The sequence below is a fragment of the Rothia sp. P4278 genome, assembly GCF_048512945.1.
GTDB lineage: Bacteria > Actinomycetota > Actinomycetes > Actinomycetales > Micrococcaceae > Rothia.
On sequence record NZ_JBLXXU010000004.1, the window covers coordinates 169,884 to 186,865 of the forward strand.

General features: G+C 54.6%; 17 protein-coding genes. 7 read left to right on the plus strand and 10 right to left on the minus strand.

Annotation, left to right across the window (positions count from 1 at the left end; genetic code table 11):
• Positions 1-39: 39 nt before the first annotated feature.
• Both ACN085_RS08925 and rfbA read right to left on the minus strand, forming a co-directional pair.
• Positions 40-1,479 carry a polysaccharide biosynthesis tyrosine autokinase gene (locus ACN085_RS08925; protein WP_419104453.1) on the minus strand — a complete coding sequence of 480 codons (1,440 nt, stop codon included), beginning with the start codon at positions 1,477-1,479 and terminating at the stop codon, positions 40-42.
• A gap of 127 nt (positions 1,480-1,606) precedes the next feature.
• The gene (rfbA, locus tag ACN085_RS08930) at positions 1,607-2,467 is read right to left on the minus strand and encodes a glucose-1-phosphate thymidylyltransferase RfbA (protein WP_419111307.1); all 861 of its coding nucleotides are present in this window, start codon (positions 2,465-2,467) and stop codon (positions 1,607-1,609) included.
• Between the two features lie 84 nt (positions 2,468-2,551).
• Between rfbA and rfbB the strand changes: the two genes are divergently transcribed.
• From rfbB to ACN085_RS08965, 7 genes are all read left to right on the plus strand, one after another.
• Entirely contained in the window at positions 2,552-3,550 is a 999-nt protein-coding gene (rfbB, locus tag ACN085_RS08935; protein ID WP_419111308.1) for a dTDP-glucose 4,6-dehydratase, read from the plus strand.
• The gene (gene rfbD, locus ACN085_RS08940; protein WP_419111309.1) at positions 3,550-4,968 is read left to right on the plus strand and encodes a dTDP-4-dehydrorhamnose reductase; all 1,419 of its coding nucleotides are present in this window, start codon (positions 3,550-3,552) and stop codon (positions 4,966-4,968) included. Before rfbB ends, rfbD begins: the two co-directional genes overlap by 1 nt.
• A gap of 237 nt (positions 4,969-5,205) precedes the next feature.
• Positions 5,206-5,829, plus strand: coding sequence for a 50S ribosomal protein L25/general stress protein Ctc (locus ACN085_RS08945; protein WP_419111310.1), 624 nt, complete (start codon positions 5,206-5,208; stop codon positions 5,827-5,829).
• Between the two features lie 88 nt (positions 5,830-5,917).
• Entirely contained in the window at positions 5,918-6,511 is a 594-nt protein-coding gene (gene pth, locus ACN085_RS08950; RefSeq protein ID WP_419111311.1) for an aminoacyl-tRNA hydrolase, read from the plus strand.
• Positions 6,512-6,626: 115 nt separating this feature from the next.
• A complete protein-coding gene (locus tag ACN085_RS08955; RefSeq protein ID WP_419104458.1) occupies positions 6,627-7,934 on the plus strand; it encodes a SufS family cysteine desulfurase in 1,308 nt (435 codons plus the stop codon).
• A 99-nt stretch (positions 7,935-8,033) separates the two neighbouring features.
• Complete coding sequence (gene sufU / locus ACN085_RS08960; protein WP_419104459.1) at positions 8,034-8,492, plus strand: Fe-S cluster assembly sulfur transfer protein SufU; 459 nt, start codon at positions 8,034-8,036, stop codon at positions 8,490-8,492.
• A 238-nt stretch (positions 8,493-8,730) separates the two neighbouring features.
• Positions 8,731-9,159, plus strand: a complete 429-nt coding sequence (locus ACN085_RS08965) for an adenylyltransferase/cytidyltransferase family protein (RefSeq protein ID WP_419099847.1) — start codon at positions 8,731-8,733, stop codon at positions 9,157-9,159.
• A 77-nt stretch (positions 9,160-9,236) separates the two neighbouring features.
• On the opposite strand, the gene ACN085_RS08970 is transcribed toward ACN085_RS08965, so the two are convergent.
• From ACN085_RS08970 to ACN085_RS09005, 8 genes are all read right to left on the minus strand, one after another.
• The gene (locus tag ACN085_RS08970; RefSeq protein ID WP_419099846.1) at positions 9,237-9,743 is read right to left on the minus strand and encodes a DUF2505 domain-containing protein; all 507 of its coding nucleotides are present in this window, start codon (positions 9,741-9,743) and stop codon (positions 9,237-9,239) included.
• A 168-nt stretch (positions 9,744-9,911) separates the two neighbouring features.
• Positions 9,912-10,487 (minus strand): glycosyltransferase, encoded by a 576-nt coding sequence (locus ACN085_RS08975; RefSeq protein ID WP_419111312.1) that lies wholly within the window; start codon positions 10,485-10,487, stop codon positions 9,912-9,914.
• Positions 10,488-10,501: 14 nt separating this feature from the next.
• Entirely contained in the window at positions 10,502-10,951 is a 450-nt protein-coding gene (pssD, locus tag ACN085_RS08980) for a PssD/Cps14F family polysaccharide biosynthesis glycosyltransferase (protein ID WP_419099844.1), read from the minus strand.
• Positions 10,952-10,957: 6 nt separating this feature from the next.
• On the minus strand, positions 10,958-12,166 hold the full coding sequence (locus ACN085_RS08985) for a YveK family protein (protein WP_419111313.1): 1,209 nt from the start codon (positions 12,164-12,166) through the stop codon (positions 10,958-10,960).
• Positions 12,167-12,207: 41 nt separating this feature from the next.
• A complete protein-coding gene (locus ACN085_RS08990) occupies positions 12,208-13,734 on the minus strand; it encodes a lipopolysaccharide biosynthesis protein (RefSeq protein ID WP_419111314.1) in 1,527 nt (508 codons plus the stop codon).
• A complete protein-coding gene (locus tag ACN085_RS08995; RefSeq protein WP_419111315.1) occupies positions 13,734-15,023 on the minus strand; it encodes an O-antigen ligase family protein in 1,290 nt (429 codons plus the stop codon). The genes ACN085_RS08990 and ACN085_RS08995 overlap by 1 nt, the downstream gene beginning before the upstream one ends.
• Before the next feature lie 6 nt (positions 15,024-15,029).
• Positions 15,030-15,953: a glycosyltransferase family 2 protein gene (locus ACN085_RS09000; RefSeq protein WP_419111316.1), complete on the minus strand. Its 924-nt coding sequence runs from the start codon at positions 15,951-15,953 to the stop codon at positions 15,030-15,032.
• Positions 15,954-15,958: 5 nt separating this feature from the next.
• Positions 15,959-16,705, minus strand: coding sequence for a CDP-alcohol phosphatidyltransferase family protein (locus tag ACN085_RS09005; RefSeq protein WP_419111317.1), 747 nt, complete (start codon positions 16,703-16,705; stop codon positions 15,959-15,961).
• Positions 16,706-16,982: the final 277 nt, after the last annotated feature.

Consider the following 16,982-nt stretch of genomic DNA (forward strand, 5'->3'; position numbering starts at 1 on the left):
CGACTGGCATAAAACTCAACTCACAGCACTATTTGAGTTCTAAGACTCCTGGGGTGCGGACTCAACTGACTTAGCTGAGCTTTTCTTCCCCTTCTTAGATTTTTTCGACTTGGTGGTGTCCTGGCCGTAGTAGCTGGTGTAACCCTTATTGGAGCTGTAGGCGAAGCCATAGTAGGAGTTACCCAGACCCGTGCGGGGAGCCTTATTGATGACGACTCCCAGGATTTTAGCGCTGACCTTACGCAGGTTGGCAGTAGCTTCTGCCAGGTTTTCCTTGCGGGTCTTGCCCACGGTGCCGACCAGCACAACACCGTCCACAGCAGTTGAGAGAAGGACCGCGTCGGTAACAGGAAGGACCGGGGGGACGTCAACAATGACAACGAACTCGCCGGCTAGCTCAGCGATGAGCTGACGCATTTTCTCGGACCCTAGGAGCTCTGAGGGGTTAGGGGGGATGCGGCCGGCTGGAAGAATGAAGAGCTGAGAGTCCTCAAACTGGCGAACGGCATCGGCAAGTTCGACCTGGCCAGCTAGCACCTGGGTCAGACCCACCTTAGAGTCAATTTTGAACTTCTTGGCAATAGTAGGGCGGCGAAGATCAGCGTCGATAATAATAACCGGTTCACCAGCATCGGACAGGGCCCGGGCCAGGGAAGTCGATACGGTTGATTTACCTTCACCGGGTTCGGCAGAGGTCACAATCAGCGAACGAGGGGGGTTATCGATATTAACAAAGCGCAGATTGGTGCGCATCTGGCGGATAGCTTCTTGTGAAACATGATCCTTACCTGCCTTGAGGATGTTCTCCTCATCAAGCTCGTCTGACACAGGCAGTACTCCCAAGATCCCAGCTTCGGTTGCTTGAGTGGCATCGTTGCGAGTGCGGAGCTTGGTATCAAGGGTTCGGCGCAAAAGGATAGTTACTAGAACTAGCCCCAGGCCAGCGGCAGCGCCGGTCAGAACCAGCTTCTGGGTATCCGGGCTTACCGGACGCTGGTTAAGGCTGGCATCCTCAAGCGGGATAACCTTTACGCTGCTTGAGCCTTCCATGTCGTTAACAACTTTGGCTACAGCTTCCAGCGAAGAGTTGGCTAGAGCCTGGGCCGTCTCGGGGCTTGACCCTGTGGCTGAGACCTTGATGAGTGCGGAGTTGGAATCAACGCTTGCGGAAAGATTGCCTTGGACCTGTCCCCGGCTCAGGTTCAGGTTGGGGTTGGCGGCGACGATCTCCTCAGCAACAGCACCGCTATTAACCAGGGCTAGGTAGGCGTTGGCTTTCTCCTTGGCTGCTGTGGATCCGGCTATAACGTCCCCAATACCGCTGCCGTCCCCAACGGTTACATAGCCAGTTGACGACGAGGAGTAAACCTTGGGCTGTAGGAGGGAGTAGCCAAAGCCCAGCAAAGCCCCGATCAAGGCTCCTACTATGAGAAATTTTAGATTGGCGCGTAACATTCGCACGAAGTCAAGTATGGTCATCAGTAACCTAAATGTGAGTTTAAAGCAGTTGAAAAAAGAATAAAGTTTGTTTTGATTCTAACAGCAGCTGTTTGGCAGTCCTAGGAGTCAGAACTCACCCTAAGACACCAGCAATGTTAAATATCTCTTATTTGAGAAGGCCCAGCAGGTACTTGCCGTAACCGCTTTTAGCGAGAGGTCGTGCAAGTTCAGCAAGCCGGTCGTCATCAATCCAACCCATGCGCCACCCAATTTCTTCGGGGGCGCCGATGGAAAGACCCTGGCGGGCCTGAACCGTGCGGACGAAATTTGTTGCATCGGCAAGAGAGCCGAAGGTTCCGGTATCGAGCCAAGCTGTTCCGCGCGGAAGAACTTCAACCTGCAATTTGCCTTGCTCTAGATAGATCCTATTGAGGTCGGTAATCTCTAGTTCGCCACGGGGGGAGGGCTTAATGGCCTTGGCGTATTCAATAACCTTGTTATCGTAAAAGTAGAGGCCAGGGATTGCGTAATCACTTTTAGGAATTTCTGGCTTTTCTTCAATAGAAATAGCTCTGAAATTATCGTCAAATTCAACAACACCGTAGGCAGTGGGGTCCGAAACACGGTAACCAAAAACAGCAGCACCATCCACATCATTGTATTTGCGGAGCTGATTGCCCAAACCGGGGCCGTAGAAAATGTTGTCACCGAGCACAAGGGCTGCGGTGTCATTTCCGATATGGCTTTCACCCAGAATAAAGGCCTGAGCAAGTCCATCTGGAGAGGGCTGAACCTGGTAGCTGAAATTGACGCCGAACTGCGAACCATCACCGAGAAGCCGCTTGAACTGCTCCTGATCTTGGGGTGTTGTGATAATCAGGATGTCTTGGATTCCGGCCAACATAAGGGTCGAAATGGGGTAGTAAATCATCGGCTTGTCATAAACAGGCGTGAGCTGTTTGCTGATGCCGAGCGTAATGGGGTGGAGGCGCGAACCGGTACCCCCTGCGAGTAAAATTCCCTTCATAGTTTCCATTGTGGCATGAACACCACATCTCGTGGGGCTAACATAGCCTCTACTTTGAGGTGATTTACCACTATTGTTAGCTTCATGGGAAAAATTCTTGTTACCGGCGGTGCCGGCTTTATCGGCTCAAACTTTGTTCACTATCTTCTTGAAAAAACTAATCATAGTGTTCTTGTCCTCGATAAAATGACTTATGCCGCCAATGAAATGTCACTGGCTGGCTTGCCTGCTGACCGGTGTGAAGTGGTTAAAGGTGATATCGCAGATATGGACGTCGTCAACCCTCTGGTGAGAGAGGCTGATGCAGTCGTCCATTATGCTGCAGAGTCACACAACGATAATTCCTTGAACGACCCCAGTCCTTTTGTTCACACCAACTTGGTTGGTACTTTTACGCTTCTGGAAGCAGTCCGTCAGTATAAGACCCGCTACCACCACATCTCAACCGATGAGGTTTTTGGTGATCTTGAGCTTGATGACCCCGCTAAGTTCACTGAGACTACCCCCTATAATCCCTCCTCACCTTACTCTTCAACAAAGGCCGGTTCTGACCTGCTGGTGCGTGCCTGGGTACGTTCTTTCGGTATTGAAGCAACTATCTCTAACTGCTCCAATAACTACGGCCCCTACCAGCACATCGAGAAGTTTATTCCTCGCCAGATCACCAATATCCTGGCAGGTATCCAGCCCAAACTCTACGGCCAAGGCCTGAACGTCCGCGACTGGATTCACGCATCAGATCACTCCAGCGCTGTTCACACAATTCTGGAAAAGGGTTCTATCGGTGAGACCTACCTCATCGGTGCAAACGGTGAAGAGAACAACATCACTGTGCTTCGTACTATCCTGCGCCTGATGGGTCAGCCCGAGGACGCTTTTGAGCACGTTGTTGACCGCCCCGGTCACGACCTGCGCTACGCCATTGACGGCACCCGCCTGCGCGAAGAACTTGATTGGGAGCCGCAATTCACCAACTTTGAGGCTGGGCTTGCTGACACCATCGCCTGGTACACCGATAACCGCGCCTGGTGGGAGCCCCTCAAAGCTGAGGTTGAGGCTAAATACGCAAAGGCTGGTCAGTAATGCCCAAAGACCTTGCTGTTTACACCACCGAGATTCCCGGCCTGCTGGTCATTGATATTCCGCAACACGGTGATAACCGTGGTTGGTTCAAGGAGAACTGGCAGCGGGAGAAAATGTTGGCCGCCGGTCTGCCCGATTTCGGACCCGTTCAGAACAACATTTCCTTTAACGCCTCAGTAGGCACCACTCGCGGTATTCACGCTGAGCCTTGGGATAAGTACGTCTCTGTGGCAACCGGCCGCATCTTTGGTGCCTGGGTAGACCTGCGCGCCGGAGAATCGTTCGGTAAAACCGTGACCGTAGAAATCGGCCCCGACACCGCGGTGTTCGTGCCGCGCGGTGTGGGTAACTCCTTCCAGACCTTAGAAGATAACACCGCCTACACTTACCTGGTCAACGATCACTGGTCGGCTGACGCCCAGTCCGAGTACTCCTTCTTGAACCTGGCCGATGAGACCGTAGCTATCGACTGGCCCATTGCTCTTAAAGATGCTGAGCTATCGGAGAAGGACAAGAACCACCCCCGCCTGGCTCAGGTAGAACCCCTTGCCCCCGCTCCCTTCCTGGTGGTTGGTGCCAAGGGCCAGTTGGGCCGTGAACTGGTCAAACAGCTTGAGGCAAGCGGTACTCCCTACCTGGCCGCCGGCCGTGATGAGCTTGACCTGGCCGACCCCGATTCGTGGGTGCAGGCCTATCGTTGGCGCTCTTTACGAGGCATCATCAACGCGGCAGCTTACACCGCTGTGGACCAGGCAGAGACCGCCCAGGGTCGGGCCGATGCCTGGGCTGCTAACGCCACCGGTGTCGCCGCTCTTGCCCGTGTCGCCGATCAGGCCGGGGTTCCGCTGGTACACGTATCCACCGACTATGTTTTTGACGGTAGCCTGCCACTGGGGCAGGAATACGCGGTGGATGCACCGCTGGCTCCGCTGGGTGTCTATGGTCAGTCCAAGGCCGCCGGTGAAATGGCGGCCCGCTCTGTAGCCCGCCACTATATTGTTCGAACCTCCTGGGTCATGGGCGATGGTAAGAACTTTATCGAAATCATGAAGTCACTGGCTGAGCGTGGCATCGACCCCACGGTGGTTGCCGACCAGCACGGGCGTCCGACCTTCACCCGCGATTTGGCCGGTGCCATTGTGCACCTGCTCGAAAATCAGTGTGACTACGGCACCTATCATGTCTCGAACACCGGTGATGTAGTGACCTGGGCAGAGATCGCTCAAGCTGTTTTTGAAGCAGGCGGGCACTCTGCTGACCGGGTAAGCCCTGTCAGCACGGCAGACTACTTCGCCAAGGCTGAGGTATTCGCGCCCCGCCCCACCAACTCCGCCATGGACCTGTCAAAAATTATTGAAGCGGGCTTCACCCCCCGTAATCACAGGGAAGCCCTTGCAGAATACATGGCAGAGCACTAAAACAGGGCAAAGCGCTGTGGTGACCTAGAAAGACCACAGCGCTTTTCTTGTCTTTGCCGCCGAAATCGGTCATACTTGAAAAGTTGTACTGAATAGTGCGACAGGCCAAGGCAGTGGAATACCGTCTTATAGGCGGTAGGTCCGAACCTGACGGTGGCTGGTTAGAAAGTGATTTCTGGTGCCAGTTCACTACACCACTTGGCGCATCACTCCTAACCCATGAAAGGATGGCTGACCATGTCAAAGACCATCAAGATTTCCGCAACACCCCGTAACGACTTCGGCAAGGGCTACGCTCGTCGCATCCGTATGGCAGGTGACATTCCCGCAGTAATTTACGGCCACGGCGAAGAGCCCAAGCACGTTGTCATGCCCGGACACGCAACCACCCTAGCTGCTCGCGTAGCTAATGCTATTCTCGATGTGGATGTTGAAGGCCAGTCCCACCTGGTCATGATCAAGGACATCCAGCGTCACCCCATCCGCCCCGAACTTCAGCACATGGACCTGCTGACCGTTAAGAAGGGCGAAATGGTTGAGATTGAGGTACCCGTTCATGTTGAAGGTGAACCTGCTGTAGGTGCTGTAGCTAACCAAGAAGAAGTTGTTCTCATGGTGGAAGCAGACGCTCTTAAGTCACCTGACCTACTCACAATCGATATTGAGGGCCGTGAAGCTGGGGAGCACGTTTACGCAGCCGATGTTAAGCTACCCCAGGGTGTAACTCTGGTAGCGGACCCCGAGCTTCTAATCGTTAACGTTTCTGAGCCCGAGGAACTTGACGTTCCCGAGACCGGCGAAGAAGGCGAAAACGCTCCTGAGGGTGCCGAAGCTGATGCCCTGGTAGATGAAGCTGAATAAGTTTAGAGGTTTCTAACCTCAGGGGTCTGCGTCGTAGCATTTACGGCGCAGACCCTCTTTGTATCATCAGCTCAGAAAGGTGAGTTACATGGCAGAGGCTTGGCTCGTGATCGGTCTGGGGAACCCCGGTACTGAGTATGCTGCAACCCGTCACAACATAGGTCAGATGGTCCTAGACCAATTAGCGCGTGAGATTGGCGGTAACTTTAAGAAGCACACGAAAGCTCGTGCCCAAGTGCTAGAAGGACGTCTGGGCATGGGAGGCCCCCGCCTGATCCTGGCAAAGCCTCTAACCTATATGAATCTTTCGGGTGGCCCCGCGGCAGAACTCTCAAGATTTTACGGTATTGAGCCTGAGCGGATTATCGCAGTACACGATGAACTGGATATCCCCTTCGGCACTATCAAACTGAAAATCGGTGGGGGAGAAGGCGGGCATAATGGGCTCCGCGACATGACAAAGGCCCTGGGAACCAAAGATTACTATCGGGTGCGTACCGGGATTGGCCGACCCCCAGGCCGTATGCAGACCGCAGATTTCGTTCTCAGGCCCTTCTCACAACTTGAGAAGAAAGAGCTCCCCTTCCTGGTGTCTGATTCGGCGCAGGCCCTTGAACTGCTGATCACTGATGGGCTTCTTGCGGCCCAGCAAAAATTTCACGTCAAGAGGGACCAGGCCTAGATGCTGTGAACTTGGAATAGGCCAGCCCCACCTAACTACCTTTCTTCCTTTTTTGGGAATAGGCTATAAAAGCATGCCGTTATACAGGCAGGATTCGAAAGAAGGGCAGATATCAGTGGCTAGCCAGTACCGCACCCCGGCCGGGGTGGAACTCACAGATGATCTTGTGGCCGAAGTGCGTAAGGATTTCCCGATTCTTGACCGCACGGTCAACGACCAACCGCTGATTTACCTCGACACGGGTGCAACGAGCCAGAATCCTCTTCAGGTCCTTGATGCTGAGCGCAACTACTATCTGGGCGCTAACTCTGCGGTTCACCGCGGTGCCCACACCCTAGCAGTTGATGCAACCGATGCCTTTGAGGACGCCCGGCGCACGGTAGCTGGATTCCTTGGAGCTGCGGAGAACGAGCTGGTATGGACCTCAAACGCCACCGAGGCCCTGAATCTCCTGGCTTACTCCCTGGGCAACGCATCTGACGGTATTGGGGCAGAAGCCGCCCGAGCTTTTGCGCTCAAGCCCGGTGATGAAATCATCACTACGGAGCAGGAACACCACGCCAACATTATTCCCTGGCAGATTCTTGCGGCCCGCACCGGGGCAACCCTCCGTTATGTCCCGGTGACGGCAGATGGGCTGATTGACTACCAGGCGGCGGAGAATATCGTCACAGAGCGTACCCGCGTCCTAGCTTTCACCCATGTTTCTAACGTTGCTGGCTCCATGACCGATGTGGCGTTCATGGTCCAGCTGGCAGAGCGGGTGGGGGCGCTAACCGTTCTCGATGCCTGCCAGTCTGCACCCCACATGCAGGTCGATGTCAAAGCGCTCGGCGTTGATTTTGCGGTGTTTTCTGCGCACAAGATGCTGGCACCTACCGGCATCGGTGCCCTGTACGGCCGGCATGAACTTTTAGAGGCTCTGCCACCATTCCTCACGGGCGGGTCCATGATCACCAAGGTCACCATGACCGAAGCTGAATGGATGCCTGCTCCCATTAAGTTTGAGGCCGGTACCCAGCGGGTCTCCCAGGCTGTTGCCTGGGCCGAGGCCGTGCGCTACCTACAACACCTAGGTATGGACCGCGTCCACGCCTGGGAAGCTCACCTGGGGCAGCTCCTAGCTGAGGGTGTGAGCCAGATTCCCGGTGTGCGGTTGTTGGGTCCCTCAGTGGGGCAGCCGCGTGCTGGGCTTGTCTCCGTGCATGTCGATGGGGTACATCCGCACGATGTGGGTCAGCTGCTGGACCAGCAGGGCATTGCGGTTCGTGTGGGTCACCATTGCGCCCAGCCCCTCCACCGCGCCCTAGGCGTCACCGCCTCAACGCGAGCATCAGCCTACATCTACACGAGCACCCAGGACGTTGAGCGTTTCATTGAAGAGCTAGCAAAGGTACGCCCCTACTTCGGGTATACCGACTAAGACCTGCTGTAGTCCCTTACCCTCTCCGCAAGAACCCGGGAGGGCGGGTGCTTAGTCTGCACCATTTCTAAGACCTACGATGAAAGAAGAGATACTGTAATGAGCGGCCTAGAACAGCTTTATCAGCAAATTATCCTTGAACATTCCAAACAGCGCAGCGGTGAGGGCCTGCTTGAACCGGCAGAAGGGGCACGGGTAGCCACCAACCACCAGTACAACCCAACCTGCGGTGACGAGATTAACCTGCGGATTATTCTTGATACCAACCAACCCCTTATCCAGTCGGTCTCCTGGGAAGGCGACGGCTGCTCAATCTCCATGGCGGCGGCTTCTGTGTTATCGGAGATGGCCCCTGGCATGACCGTAGAAGAGTTCCAAAAACTTGTTGATGACTTCCGCGAGATGCTCCGCTCACGCGGTCAGATTGAACCCGATGAGGAAGCGCTCGGCGATGCTGCAGCTTTTGCCGGTGTCTCCAAATTTGTGGCCCGCGTGAAATGTGCCATGCTTTCGTGGGTCGCGGCAGAAGAAGCCACTAAGGAAGCCGCTGCCCTCTAGGCCCGGTATTATCTGCGGCTTAGCCCCTGGCATAAGGCCCGTCCCGGCTATGGAAGATAGCTGATGGGTCGGGTCTTGTTGCAGGTCACGCCCGTCTCTTTCAGTGTGGGCTGTCCCCCAAAGAGCCGGTTCAAACGGCTACCAATAGCAGGTTAACTCCCGTAGTCTTAAGGACTGAAAATACACTAACATCCCGTTTTCGCACGCGGGTTCTTTCGCACTTTTCTTCAGGGGAACAATGAATATCGGTTACGCCGCTGGCGCTTTTGACCTCTTTCACGTAGGCCACCTCAACATCTTGCGTGAAGCAAAAAAGAACTGCGACTATCTGATTGCAGGAGTCGTCTCAGATGAAATGTTAGAGCTGACCAAGGGCCGACGCCCCATCGTGCCCTTGGCTGAGCGTATGGAAATCGTCTCTCACATTGATTTTGTCGATGAAGTTCGAGCAGAAACGGTAGAAGATAAGCTAGAGACCTGGGAACAGGTTCGCTTCAACACCTTCTTTAAAGGTGACGACTGGAAAGGTACTGCTCGTGGTAAGGAGTTAGAGCGCCGTTTTGCGGAGGTCGGTGTTCACGTAGTTTACTTCCCCTACACCGCTCACACCTCCAGCACTAAGTTACGCGCCGCCCTGAAGGCACTTTCTATGCCATCTGCGGCCTAAGTCCCATTGAAGCCAAGAAAAGAGGCGCCCTACCCGAACGGGTAGGGCGCCTCTTGAGCTTTATGGGGCTATCTGGCCTAGTAGTTGTTCTGAATGAACTCTTCTGCGCAGGAACCCAGAGCCGAGAACACGCGGCCAATCTGAGGCTCAGCTGCCGCCGCAATTTTCTTACCTACCAGCGGGATAGAGCACTTAACTTCGCCCTCAACATTAGCCACGGTCGTATCTCCCTGGGGGGTAAGGCTCTGGCTAGCTTTGCCGGTTACGGGAACACCCTTAACAGATACTTCTGAGACAACGGTGCGTGAACCATCAGCCGCGGGCGCAGAGACCTGATCGACCTGGGTCAGGGAGATGCCATGAGAAGCACCGGGGATCTTCTTGGCCATATCGGGCAGACGATCAGCAGGTACGGAACGAACAGTGGTGGTGGTAAAAGCTGCCGCAGGGTCACCCTGAAGCTGGAAAGACTCAAAAGTCACCCGTACCTTTTCACTTGCAAAACGGGCAAAGTTCTCGTCGGCAAAAGCACGTGCAACCAAATCGATGCCGGCGTTAATAGTGGTGGAGCTTTGAACAGCCATAGTGAAGCCTTTCAGGGCAAATAGTTTCTGTCCTGCCCCATTCTACGGGGTTAACATGTTTGAACACTGAGAAATGCAAGCCCTGCTCACTGATGGCTAAATCGTTGAGCCCAAGAGCAGATATCCACAGGCTTGTACCTTAATGCGCTAGCGGTAAGGGGGGCAGACCTAGCTTGGCCGCCTGCACATTCCCGACAGAATCTGCCAGACCCTGCGAACAAACCCACTTGGCTGGCCACTACCAATGCGGCTAAAGGACTCCGTAAGATTATCGGCAGCCTTATCACTGCCGGGTACACGGTAGGTTCCTCGCAGAGAATCCGGGTCAGCGAAAGCTGCATCAAGCTTATTCAGGAGATCTTCTGCGCTGTTGACCACGATGGTCTCACCGTGTGTCTGCATCACACGAGAAAACTCAACCTGGTGATTATCAACTACCTCATCAAGTTCAGCAACACGGGGGACTGCCAGCGGAATCGCACCTACCTCACGAGCATCCAAAATTGACCCTGGCCCGCCCTGCACCAAGACCACCTTCGCAGAGCGGTAGAGTTCCAGTAGTTCATCACGGGGCAAACGCTCAACAGCCTCAGCATGTTGAGGAGGAGCCGTGAAACCATGTTGAACAAGACAGCTCACCTGAGGGCGTGCCGCAAGATACTCATCCACCCAATGCACAAGACGGTCAAAATGGTGGTAATCAGTGCCCAGAGATACAACCAGATCATATTTTTTCTCGCTCAAAGCTACCTCCTCGCTCAGAGAATATGGCCGATATTGACGGCCTCAGGGAATATCTTTTTCTGCTCCTCCCACTGCACCACAAAAAGATCGCTCATGGGGTAGCAGATGCGGCCGGTGAGCGTTGGCATAGTAATACGGTCATAGCACTCAATAAAGACCGTTTTGATGCCAAGAAGCTTGGCGATAATAAAGAACGGAACGGCAACCGCAGCACCGGTTGAGATAACGGCATCGGGCCGCTCCTTGCGGAGTACCCGCCAGGCAACACCGATATTCCGGATTGCGTTAGGAATATTCCGGGTTGTCGGGAAGTGTACCCAGTAGGTGCGCTCGCCGTCTAAAGCGGCCTTAACTTCGGGTAGCTCAAAGGTTGCCCAGGCCCGATCGTGCTCTTTCCAGAACTTTTCAAGGGCTATAAGCTGAGCCAGATGGCCACCAGCACTTGCTGTTAGAAGGACCTTCATGGGTGATTATTTCTCGTGAGTATGCGTGTCAAAGTAAACAGGGATAACCTGGGTGGAGCTTGAGGGAGTGAGCTCACTAAACAGGCGTCGTACGCTCTTCACCGTGCTTTTGGGGGTAAAAGGCAGGAGTAGAACGCCGCTTTGGTCAGCTGAAAGGAGGACCTTTGCAAGAGAGGCTGAGGCCGGAGTATCTACAATCAGCGGTTTGTTCTGCTTGATATGAGCCTTGAGCTGATTGTTGGTTAGAGAGTTGAAAACCGGAGCCTCGGTTACGACAAAATTGGGGTCAGAAATCCCCTTGATGAGAAAGGTAGTCAGCGCACCTGCCGCGCGAGGGGTGGGGGAGAAGACAGTAACACCATCAAAGTTAGCCTTTTTGAGATTGCCATCGGCAACATCCATTCGGCGTAGAAGCTGGGCAATAGATTCCTCTTCGGAACCACTCTTGATGATAGAGACGGGAGCCTGAGCAATTTCAGAGAGACGCTCGGGGTAGCCGAGAACCCTCGAAGTTCTATCCACGATGTAGGCTGCAAAAATTCCTAGGAGCAGGCCTATTCCTGCACCGATAAAGATGGTTTGCGCCAGAGTGAAATTTGATGGTCTGCTAGGGGCTTGGGCGCTTGAGATAATAGTGCCGGTATCTGTGGAGGTGGCCTCTAGGCTCAGGATAGCCTGGTTGACGATTCCTGAATCCATCCCCGCAGAGACAGCGTCGATATTTTTGCGGGTTTCTTCCCGGGTTGTCCGGATTGTATCTGACCTGTGTTTGAGGTAAGCATGGGCTACAGTATTAGCGATCTCGGCTGATCTTTCAGGTGAATCCGAGCTGACCATAATATCGAGAATGGTGCTGTTGGAATGGCCTGCCACGCTGACCATATCTTTGAGGTCATCAGCATCTAAACCCAGCTGATTGGCAGCTGCCTCGAGTACAGTGCGGGAACCTGCAATAGCCTCTTCGGTATCCATGTCAATAGTGTTCAGGCTAGCACGGAGTCCCGATGCGCCGGAGCTGGGCTGGGTTACATTGATCACGGCTTTAGACTGGTATGAGTTAGGAAGGATAAGCCCTGCCACAGCGCCCAGCGCCGCGAAGATCATTAAACTGGTAAGCACCACAAAGCGGTGGCGCAGAACCCGCCGAGCTGCTGCTCCGAGCGATACGGGTGTGGTTTGCTGGTCCTTGGTTCTTAACCGTGATTGGCGTTCCATGAGTATGAGTCCTTCCCTAAAGATTAATCAAGATGTGTTGCCTAGCGGCTAAATTTACGAGTGAGCGAGTCGATGACTTGCTCCAGGCCTACCTGATGTCGGAAACGGTAGATGAGAGCCGCATAGAGCGGTACCACCGTACCTAGGTAGATGATGAGTCCTAAGAATTGGTTTCCCCAGATGAGGTGAACTCCCACGGCTCCAAGAGACGGAGTTCCAGCCGCAAGACCCATGACCGGGAGCAGCTCGGAAGGGCGGGGCCTGATGCCGAGTTTTCCGTAGACCTGAACCGTGGCCAGCACACAGTCTGTGAGGACGGCTGAGGCCCAAGCGGTTGCTGCCCCAGCTAGCCCCCAGAGTGGAATCAGGGTGAGGTTGAGAGCGACTGCAACAGCTAGTGCGGAGAGCTTGTTGTAAAGTTGCCAGCGGCTACGCCCGCTCATGAGAAGTACACTCTGAACGCCACCGGCGGCCATCTGAACCAGCATGGCTACCCCGATGATCCAAAAGAGCGGTGCTCCCTCAACAAACCCGGAGCCAAAGAATCCCAGTAGCGCGGGGCCGAAGGCCGCCAAGGTGATGAAAAAAGGCCAACCAACAGCCACCAGAATCCGGGTTGCGGAGACAAAGATCTGGCGAGCTCTAATAAGGTCACCCCGAGCGATTGCTGAGGAGATCTCTGGCCCGGTGACCACGCGGGCGGTATGCTCAACCATTGCACCGACACGGACACAACGATTGACAGCGCCGTAGACGCCGCTGGCTGCCGGGCCTAAGAAGAGGCCGATGAGCAGGACATCAATCCATTCCAGGACCGCCTCGACCATGGCCGAGACACCGCGCGCTGAGCTGAAGGCCCAGAAACTTTTTGCGGTCTCGGGCGCAGTGACAGGTGTACTTGCCATGGCTTCAATAGCTAGATGCTTTGCTGGATAGCTGGGAAGATCTTGACCCTGAGGCATGTACTTGCGAACCCATAGCGCTGAAACTGCAAAGACAAGGAGCAGGGGGAGTGACCATGCCAGAGCCAAAGAGAGAATGGCCCCCGAGATACTGACAGCGAGCAGAACAGCCAGAATACGAAGGGTAGGCAGGAGCGCGCTTTGGAGAAAGGTGAACTCTACGGTGTAGCCCAGTCCCCGGAGTGCCCCGAAGCACAGTGTCATCCAGGCCGCAACCAGAATAAAAGGTGCGCTGGCAAGGATAGCTGTACGGTTTTCAGTGCCCATATTGGGGGTCACTACCGGTAGCGCGATAAGGGTTGCCGCAATAAGAACCGTGAAAGCAATGAGGGTTGCGGGTCCAAAAGCATATCGTAAGAGCTTCGGTAGAAGGGAATACTGCCCCAGAGCTCGCTGTGCGCTCATGGCTCTTACAAGGCCGGTATCTGCACCAAAGACACAGAGCGAAGTCGCAATCGCAAAGAGTGCCATGACTTGAAAGAAGGAACCCGCACCGGCTTTACCTACACCATTTGACACTATAAGCGTAGCCACAAAGGCCGCAGCCGAACCGTACATGACGTACAGCGTTGAGAAAGCTCCACTTTTTGCAAGAGAACGAGCCATTAGAGGCCCTCCCCGTACATTCGAGATCTCATCATCATGGCTACCGTCAGCATAAGAACGGTGAGCTGAATGACGTCGAAGGAATAGAAGAAGACTACTGCTAGCGCTGCCACAATGACCGAGTGAACCCACATACCGGTCAGCGATGCAACGTTCCAGGTATTGATGAGGACTGAGACTACATAGAGTAGGAAGAGCCCCAGACCAACAAAACCAAAGCAGAACATGAGAGCCCATACCTGGCCCTGGGTGCCCATTGAAACACCCACGTTATCGGCCATCTTGGAGGTTCCATAGCCTACGAGTGGTGAACGCAAGGTGTACTCAAAAGTGAGCTCGTAGAGTGAGGCCCGACCACCGGTTGAGTTTGAATACTCCTGGCGGCCCAAGATTTCCTCAATAGCACCGGAAACCGTGAGGTAGGTGATGCCCCCAAGGAAGAGCACAAAGCCTATACCCAAAGCACGCCAGTCACCGCGAAGAAGCAAACGGAAGAGGACATAGGCAAAAGCTGCACCCAGGCCAATGAACATACCTCGGTTTGAGGTTGCCACTGCTGGGACTAGCGAAACAACTACGGCAAGGACAAGAAGGATCTGGGTTTTACGCGAGTGAACCCCGGTAATCACAGCAAAAACAACGGGTGTGAGTAGCGCATAAGCTAAACCCCATGAGTTGGCGTAGGGGAAAGGCGCTGAGGGCCTGTTGTAGGGTACGTCGACTCCCCACGGGAGCTGAACTTCTGCCATGGGGGGGAGCACATAGGCTTTCACCAGGTCGTTATTGAGTAGCGAACCCGGCAAGACAAAACTCATGGGCGTTTGAAGCCTAAAGTTGGGGAAAGCTAGGGCGGCGTAGCCCAGGATAACGACCGTTGCCCATATAGTCAGCAGGCCGCCCAGCATGATGTGGTTAGGGATCCGTTCACGGGCATTAAAGAAATAGACCGTGTAGATACCCACATTGAAGATGTTCATGTAGCGCTGGAACCAGCCTAAAAACTCCGATCCTGTATTGATGGAGACAAGGCAGATAAGCCCCCAGAACATGAGAGCGAACCAGATCCACATGGTGGAATGAACCATCACGTGTCGGCGCATGACCATGAGAACAATCATGATCAAGGCTAGAACCGTTGGGGCGAACTGCATGAAACCCATAGCCCACACAAGGGGGAAGCCATAGAGCAGGATTAAAATGGGCCAGGCCGGGAGCGGTGCGTCCACGGTGGGGGGCACCGCCGACAGAAATCGATTGTAGTGTGAGGTTGGGGAGAGTGGAACCGTCATGCGGATCTAGAGCCCTCTACCTGTTTTATTCACCAGGTTCAGTAGAAACTCGGGCTTGATGAGTCCCGCTGCAATACAGCGTGCGGCCCAGGCCCGAACCTGTAGGGGGTCGCGACGCAGTGCCGATCTCGCGTATGCCTGCGCGGATTTGCGGTTGCCCAGGGCAGCATGTGCAAAAGCGATCTGACCGGCGATTCTCGCGGTGCCTTTGGGCTGACGCTCAAACTCAGGGTACTTCTGGAGAATATAGGTAAGACCATCGACCATTGACTGCCAGCGCCCCGCAAAGAAGGAGGGGCGATCCCAGAGTATGAGCGCGCCGGGCTTCTGAATTGAGTAAATATCACCGCAACGGGTTGCCCGCAGGAGCAGATCGTAGTCTTCACCATAGGCGGCGGGGAGCTCTTCATCAACCAGCCCAATACGCCCTCCAGGAACTAGGTCATCACGCTTAAAGAGCGTGGTGCAGGGATTAATCTCGGTGATGCGAGAGCGCAGGAAGTCGTCGAATCTTGCAAGCGCAGGAGCAAGACGTTCGATCTCCTTACCTTCAGAACGAATGACGATGCCAGATGAAATGGCGATAGCCTCCGGGTGCTCTTTCCAGAGTTTGATCTGTTCAGAGATACGGGTGGGGTACCAATAATCATCATCGTCGCAGAAGCCAACACATTCACCGCTGGCCTCAACCACACCGGTGTTCCGTCCGCCGGCAAGACCCTTCGAATGTGAGTTAACAATGGTCTTAAGAGAGCGGTTGGGCGGTAGCGTCATATCGGATAGATCATCGATATCAACGTAGTCAAACACAACGATAACCTCGATGTGACCGGTGTAGTCCTGGTCAAACATGGATTGAACGGTCTGTCGCAACAGCTGGGGGCGGGCCCCTGCGGTTGCAATAAGTGCTGAAATTTTAACGTCGGACATGGGACCTATGCTCCTTGAGGTGTACTGAGTGACAGGAACTTACGGCGCATGGAGAGAAGAACCGTTGCTGCGTTTGAGAGGAAGAGGAGGCCGTAGGCAATGAGGAAGCCCCAGCCCGTTCCCCAGAGAATAAAGACCCAGCAGAAAGTACCGGAATCCATATGTAGATTGATAAAAGAGCGAAGACTTCCCCCCGAGGGTGGCTCCTGCCTAGCGTGCTTTTTACGGAGCTGCTCTGCCAGAATCTGGCTCATGAAGTGGCCGGTCATCAGAACCGAAAAAGCCAGGGGTAGCCACCAGAGCTGCCAGCCTGTCACAGGCCAGTTGCCGGGGTACTTGATGAAGCCGATCAGGATGGTCAGGTGCATGGCAGGGGTACGCATAGCATCAACGACGTGATCTAGCCATTCCCCGGCGGGGGAGGATTTGCCTGTCACGCGGGCAACCTGGCCATCAGCGGAGTCGAGCGCGTAGCCCAGGGCAAAGAGGAAAGCTGCAAGCGCGCCCACAGCCAAAGCGGGCTGGGCAGTCAGCAAGAGAAGCATGGCTAGCAGCGAGGTGAGGGCGCTGATAGCGGTGACGCCGTTGGGGGTAATACCACACTTAACGGCAGCGGCTGCAAAGATGCGTGCGACCCGACGATTAACCCAGCGGGTGTAAGCAGGTACGCCCACCCCGGGCTTCTGCGCTGCATTCAAATGTGAAAGTGTTTCCCTGAACCGGCCTTTGGTGCCAGAGGAAGAAGAGGTCATAGCCATGCCCTGGAAGTCCCTAGTAAAGTGCGAGCAGATAAGTGCGGTGTGCGGACCGCTTGTTAACCCCTGAGGCGGCCTACCATTGCTTTACCCCTCAAGTGTAGGGAAAAGTAGATGCCGCTCAAGGGTGGGGTGTACCCATTAATTTTAGGTCAGAGTAGGTTCCAACTGTAGCCGACCTTCTTGGGACAAGGCCCATATTTATAAGGACTTGTCCCAATCATTTGTCAGCTAAACGGTGGACGAAAGGATCCCCTGTCTTCATAAGCCGCCG

Bases quoted from the DNA above. Each gene is read 5' to 3' on its own strand.
- ACN085_RS08925 (WP_419104453.1), bottom strand. From the start codon at position 1,479: ATGACCATACTTGACTTCGTGCGAATGTTACGCGCCAATCTAAAATTT.
- rfbA (WP_419111307.1), bottom strand. From the start codon at position 2,467: ATGAAGGGAATTTTACTCGCAGGGGGTACCGGTTCGCGCCTCCACCCC.
- rfbB (WP_419111308.1), top strand. From the start codon at position 2,552: ATGGGAAAAATTCTTGTTACCGGCGGTGCCGGCTTTATCGGCTCAAAC.
- rfbD (WP_419111309.1), top strand. From the start codon at position 3,550: ATGCCCAAAGACCTTGCTGTTTACACCACCGAGATTCCCGGCCTGCTG.
- ACN085_RS08945 (WP_419111310.1), top strand. From the start codon at position 5,206: ATGTCAAAGACCATCAAGATTTCCGCAACACCCCGTAACGACTTCGGC.
- pth (WP_419111311.1), top strand. From the start codon at position 5,918: ATGGCAGAGGCTTGGCTCGTGATCGGTCTGGGGAACCCCGGTACTGAG.
- sufU (WP_419104459.1), top strand. From the start codon at position 8,034: ATGAGCGGCCTAGAACAGCTTTATCAGCAAATTATCCTTGAACATTCC.
- ACN085_RS08965 (WP_419099847.1), top strand. From the start codon at position 8,731: ATGAATATCGGTTACGCCGCTGGCGCTTTTGACCTCTTTCACGTAGGC.
- ACN085_RS08970 (WP_419099846.1), bottom strand. From the start codon at position 9,743: ATGGCTGTTCAAAGCTCCACCACTATTAACGCCGGCATCGATTTGGTT.
- pssD (WP_419099844.1), bottom strand. From the start codon at position 10,951: ATGAAGGTCCTTCTAACAGCAAGTGCTGGTGGCCATCTGGCTCAGCTT.
- ACN085_RS08985 (WP_419111313.1), bottom strand. From the start codon at position 12,166: ATGGAACGCCAATCACGGTTAAGAACCAAGGACCAGCAAACCACACCC.
- ACN085_RS08990 (WP_419111314.1), bottom strand. From the start codon at position 13,734: ATGGCTCGTTCTCTTGCAAAAAGTGGAGCTTTCTCAACGCTGTACGTC.
- ACN085_RS08995 (WP_419111315.1), bottom strand. From the start codon at position 15,023: ATGACGGTTCCACTCTCCCCAACCTCACACTACAATCGATTTCTGTCG.
- ACN085_RS09000 (WP_419111316.1), bottom strand. From the start codon at position 15,953: ATGTCCGACGTTAAAATTTCAGCACTTATTGCAACCGCAGGGGCCCGC.
- ACN085_RS09005 (WP_419111317.1), bottom strand. From the start codon at position 16,705: ATGACCTCTTCTTCCTCTGGCACCAAAGGCCGGTTCAGGGAAACACTT.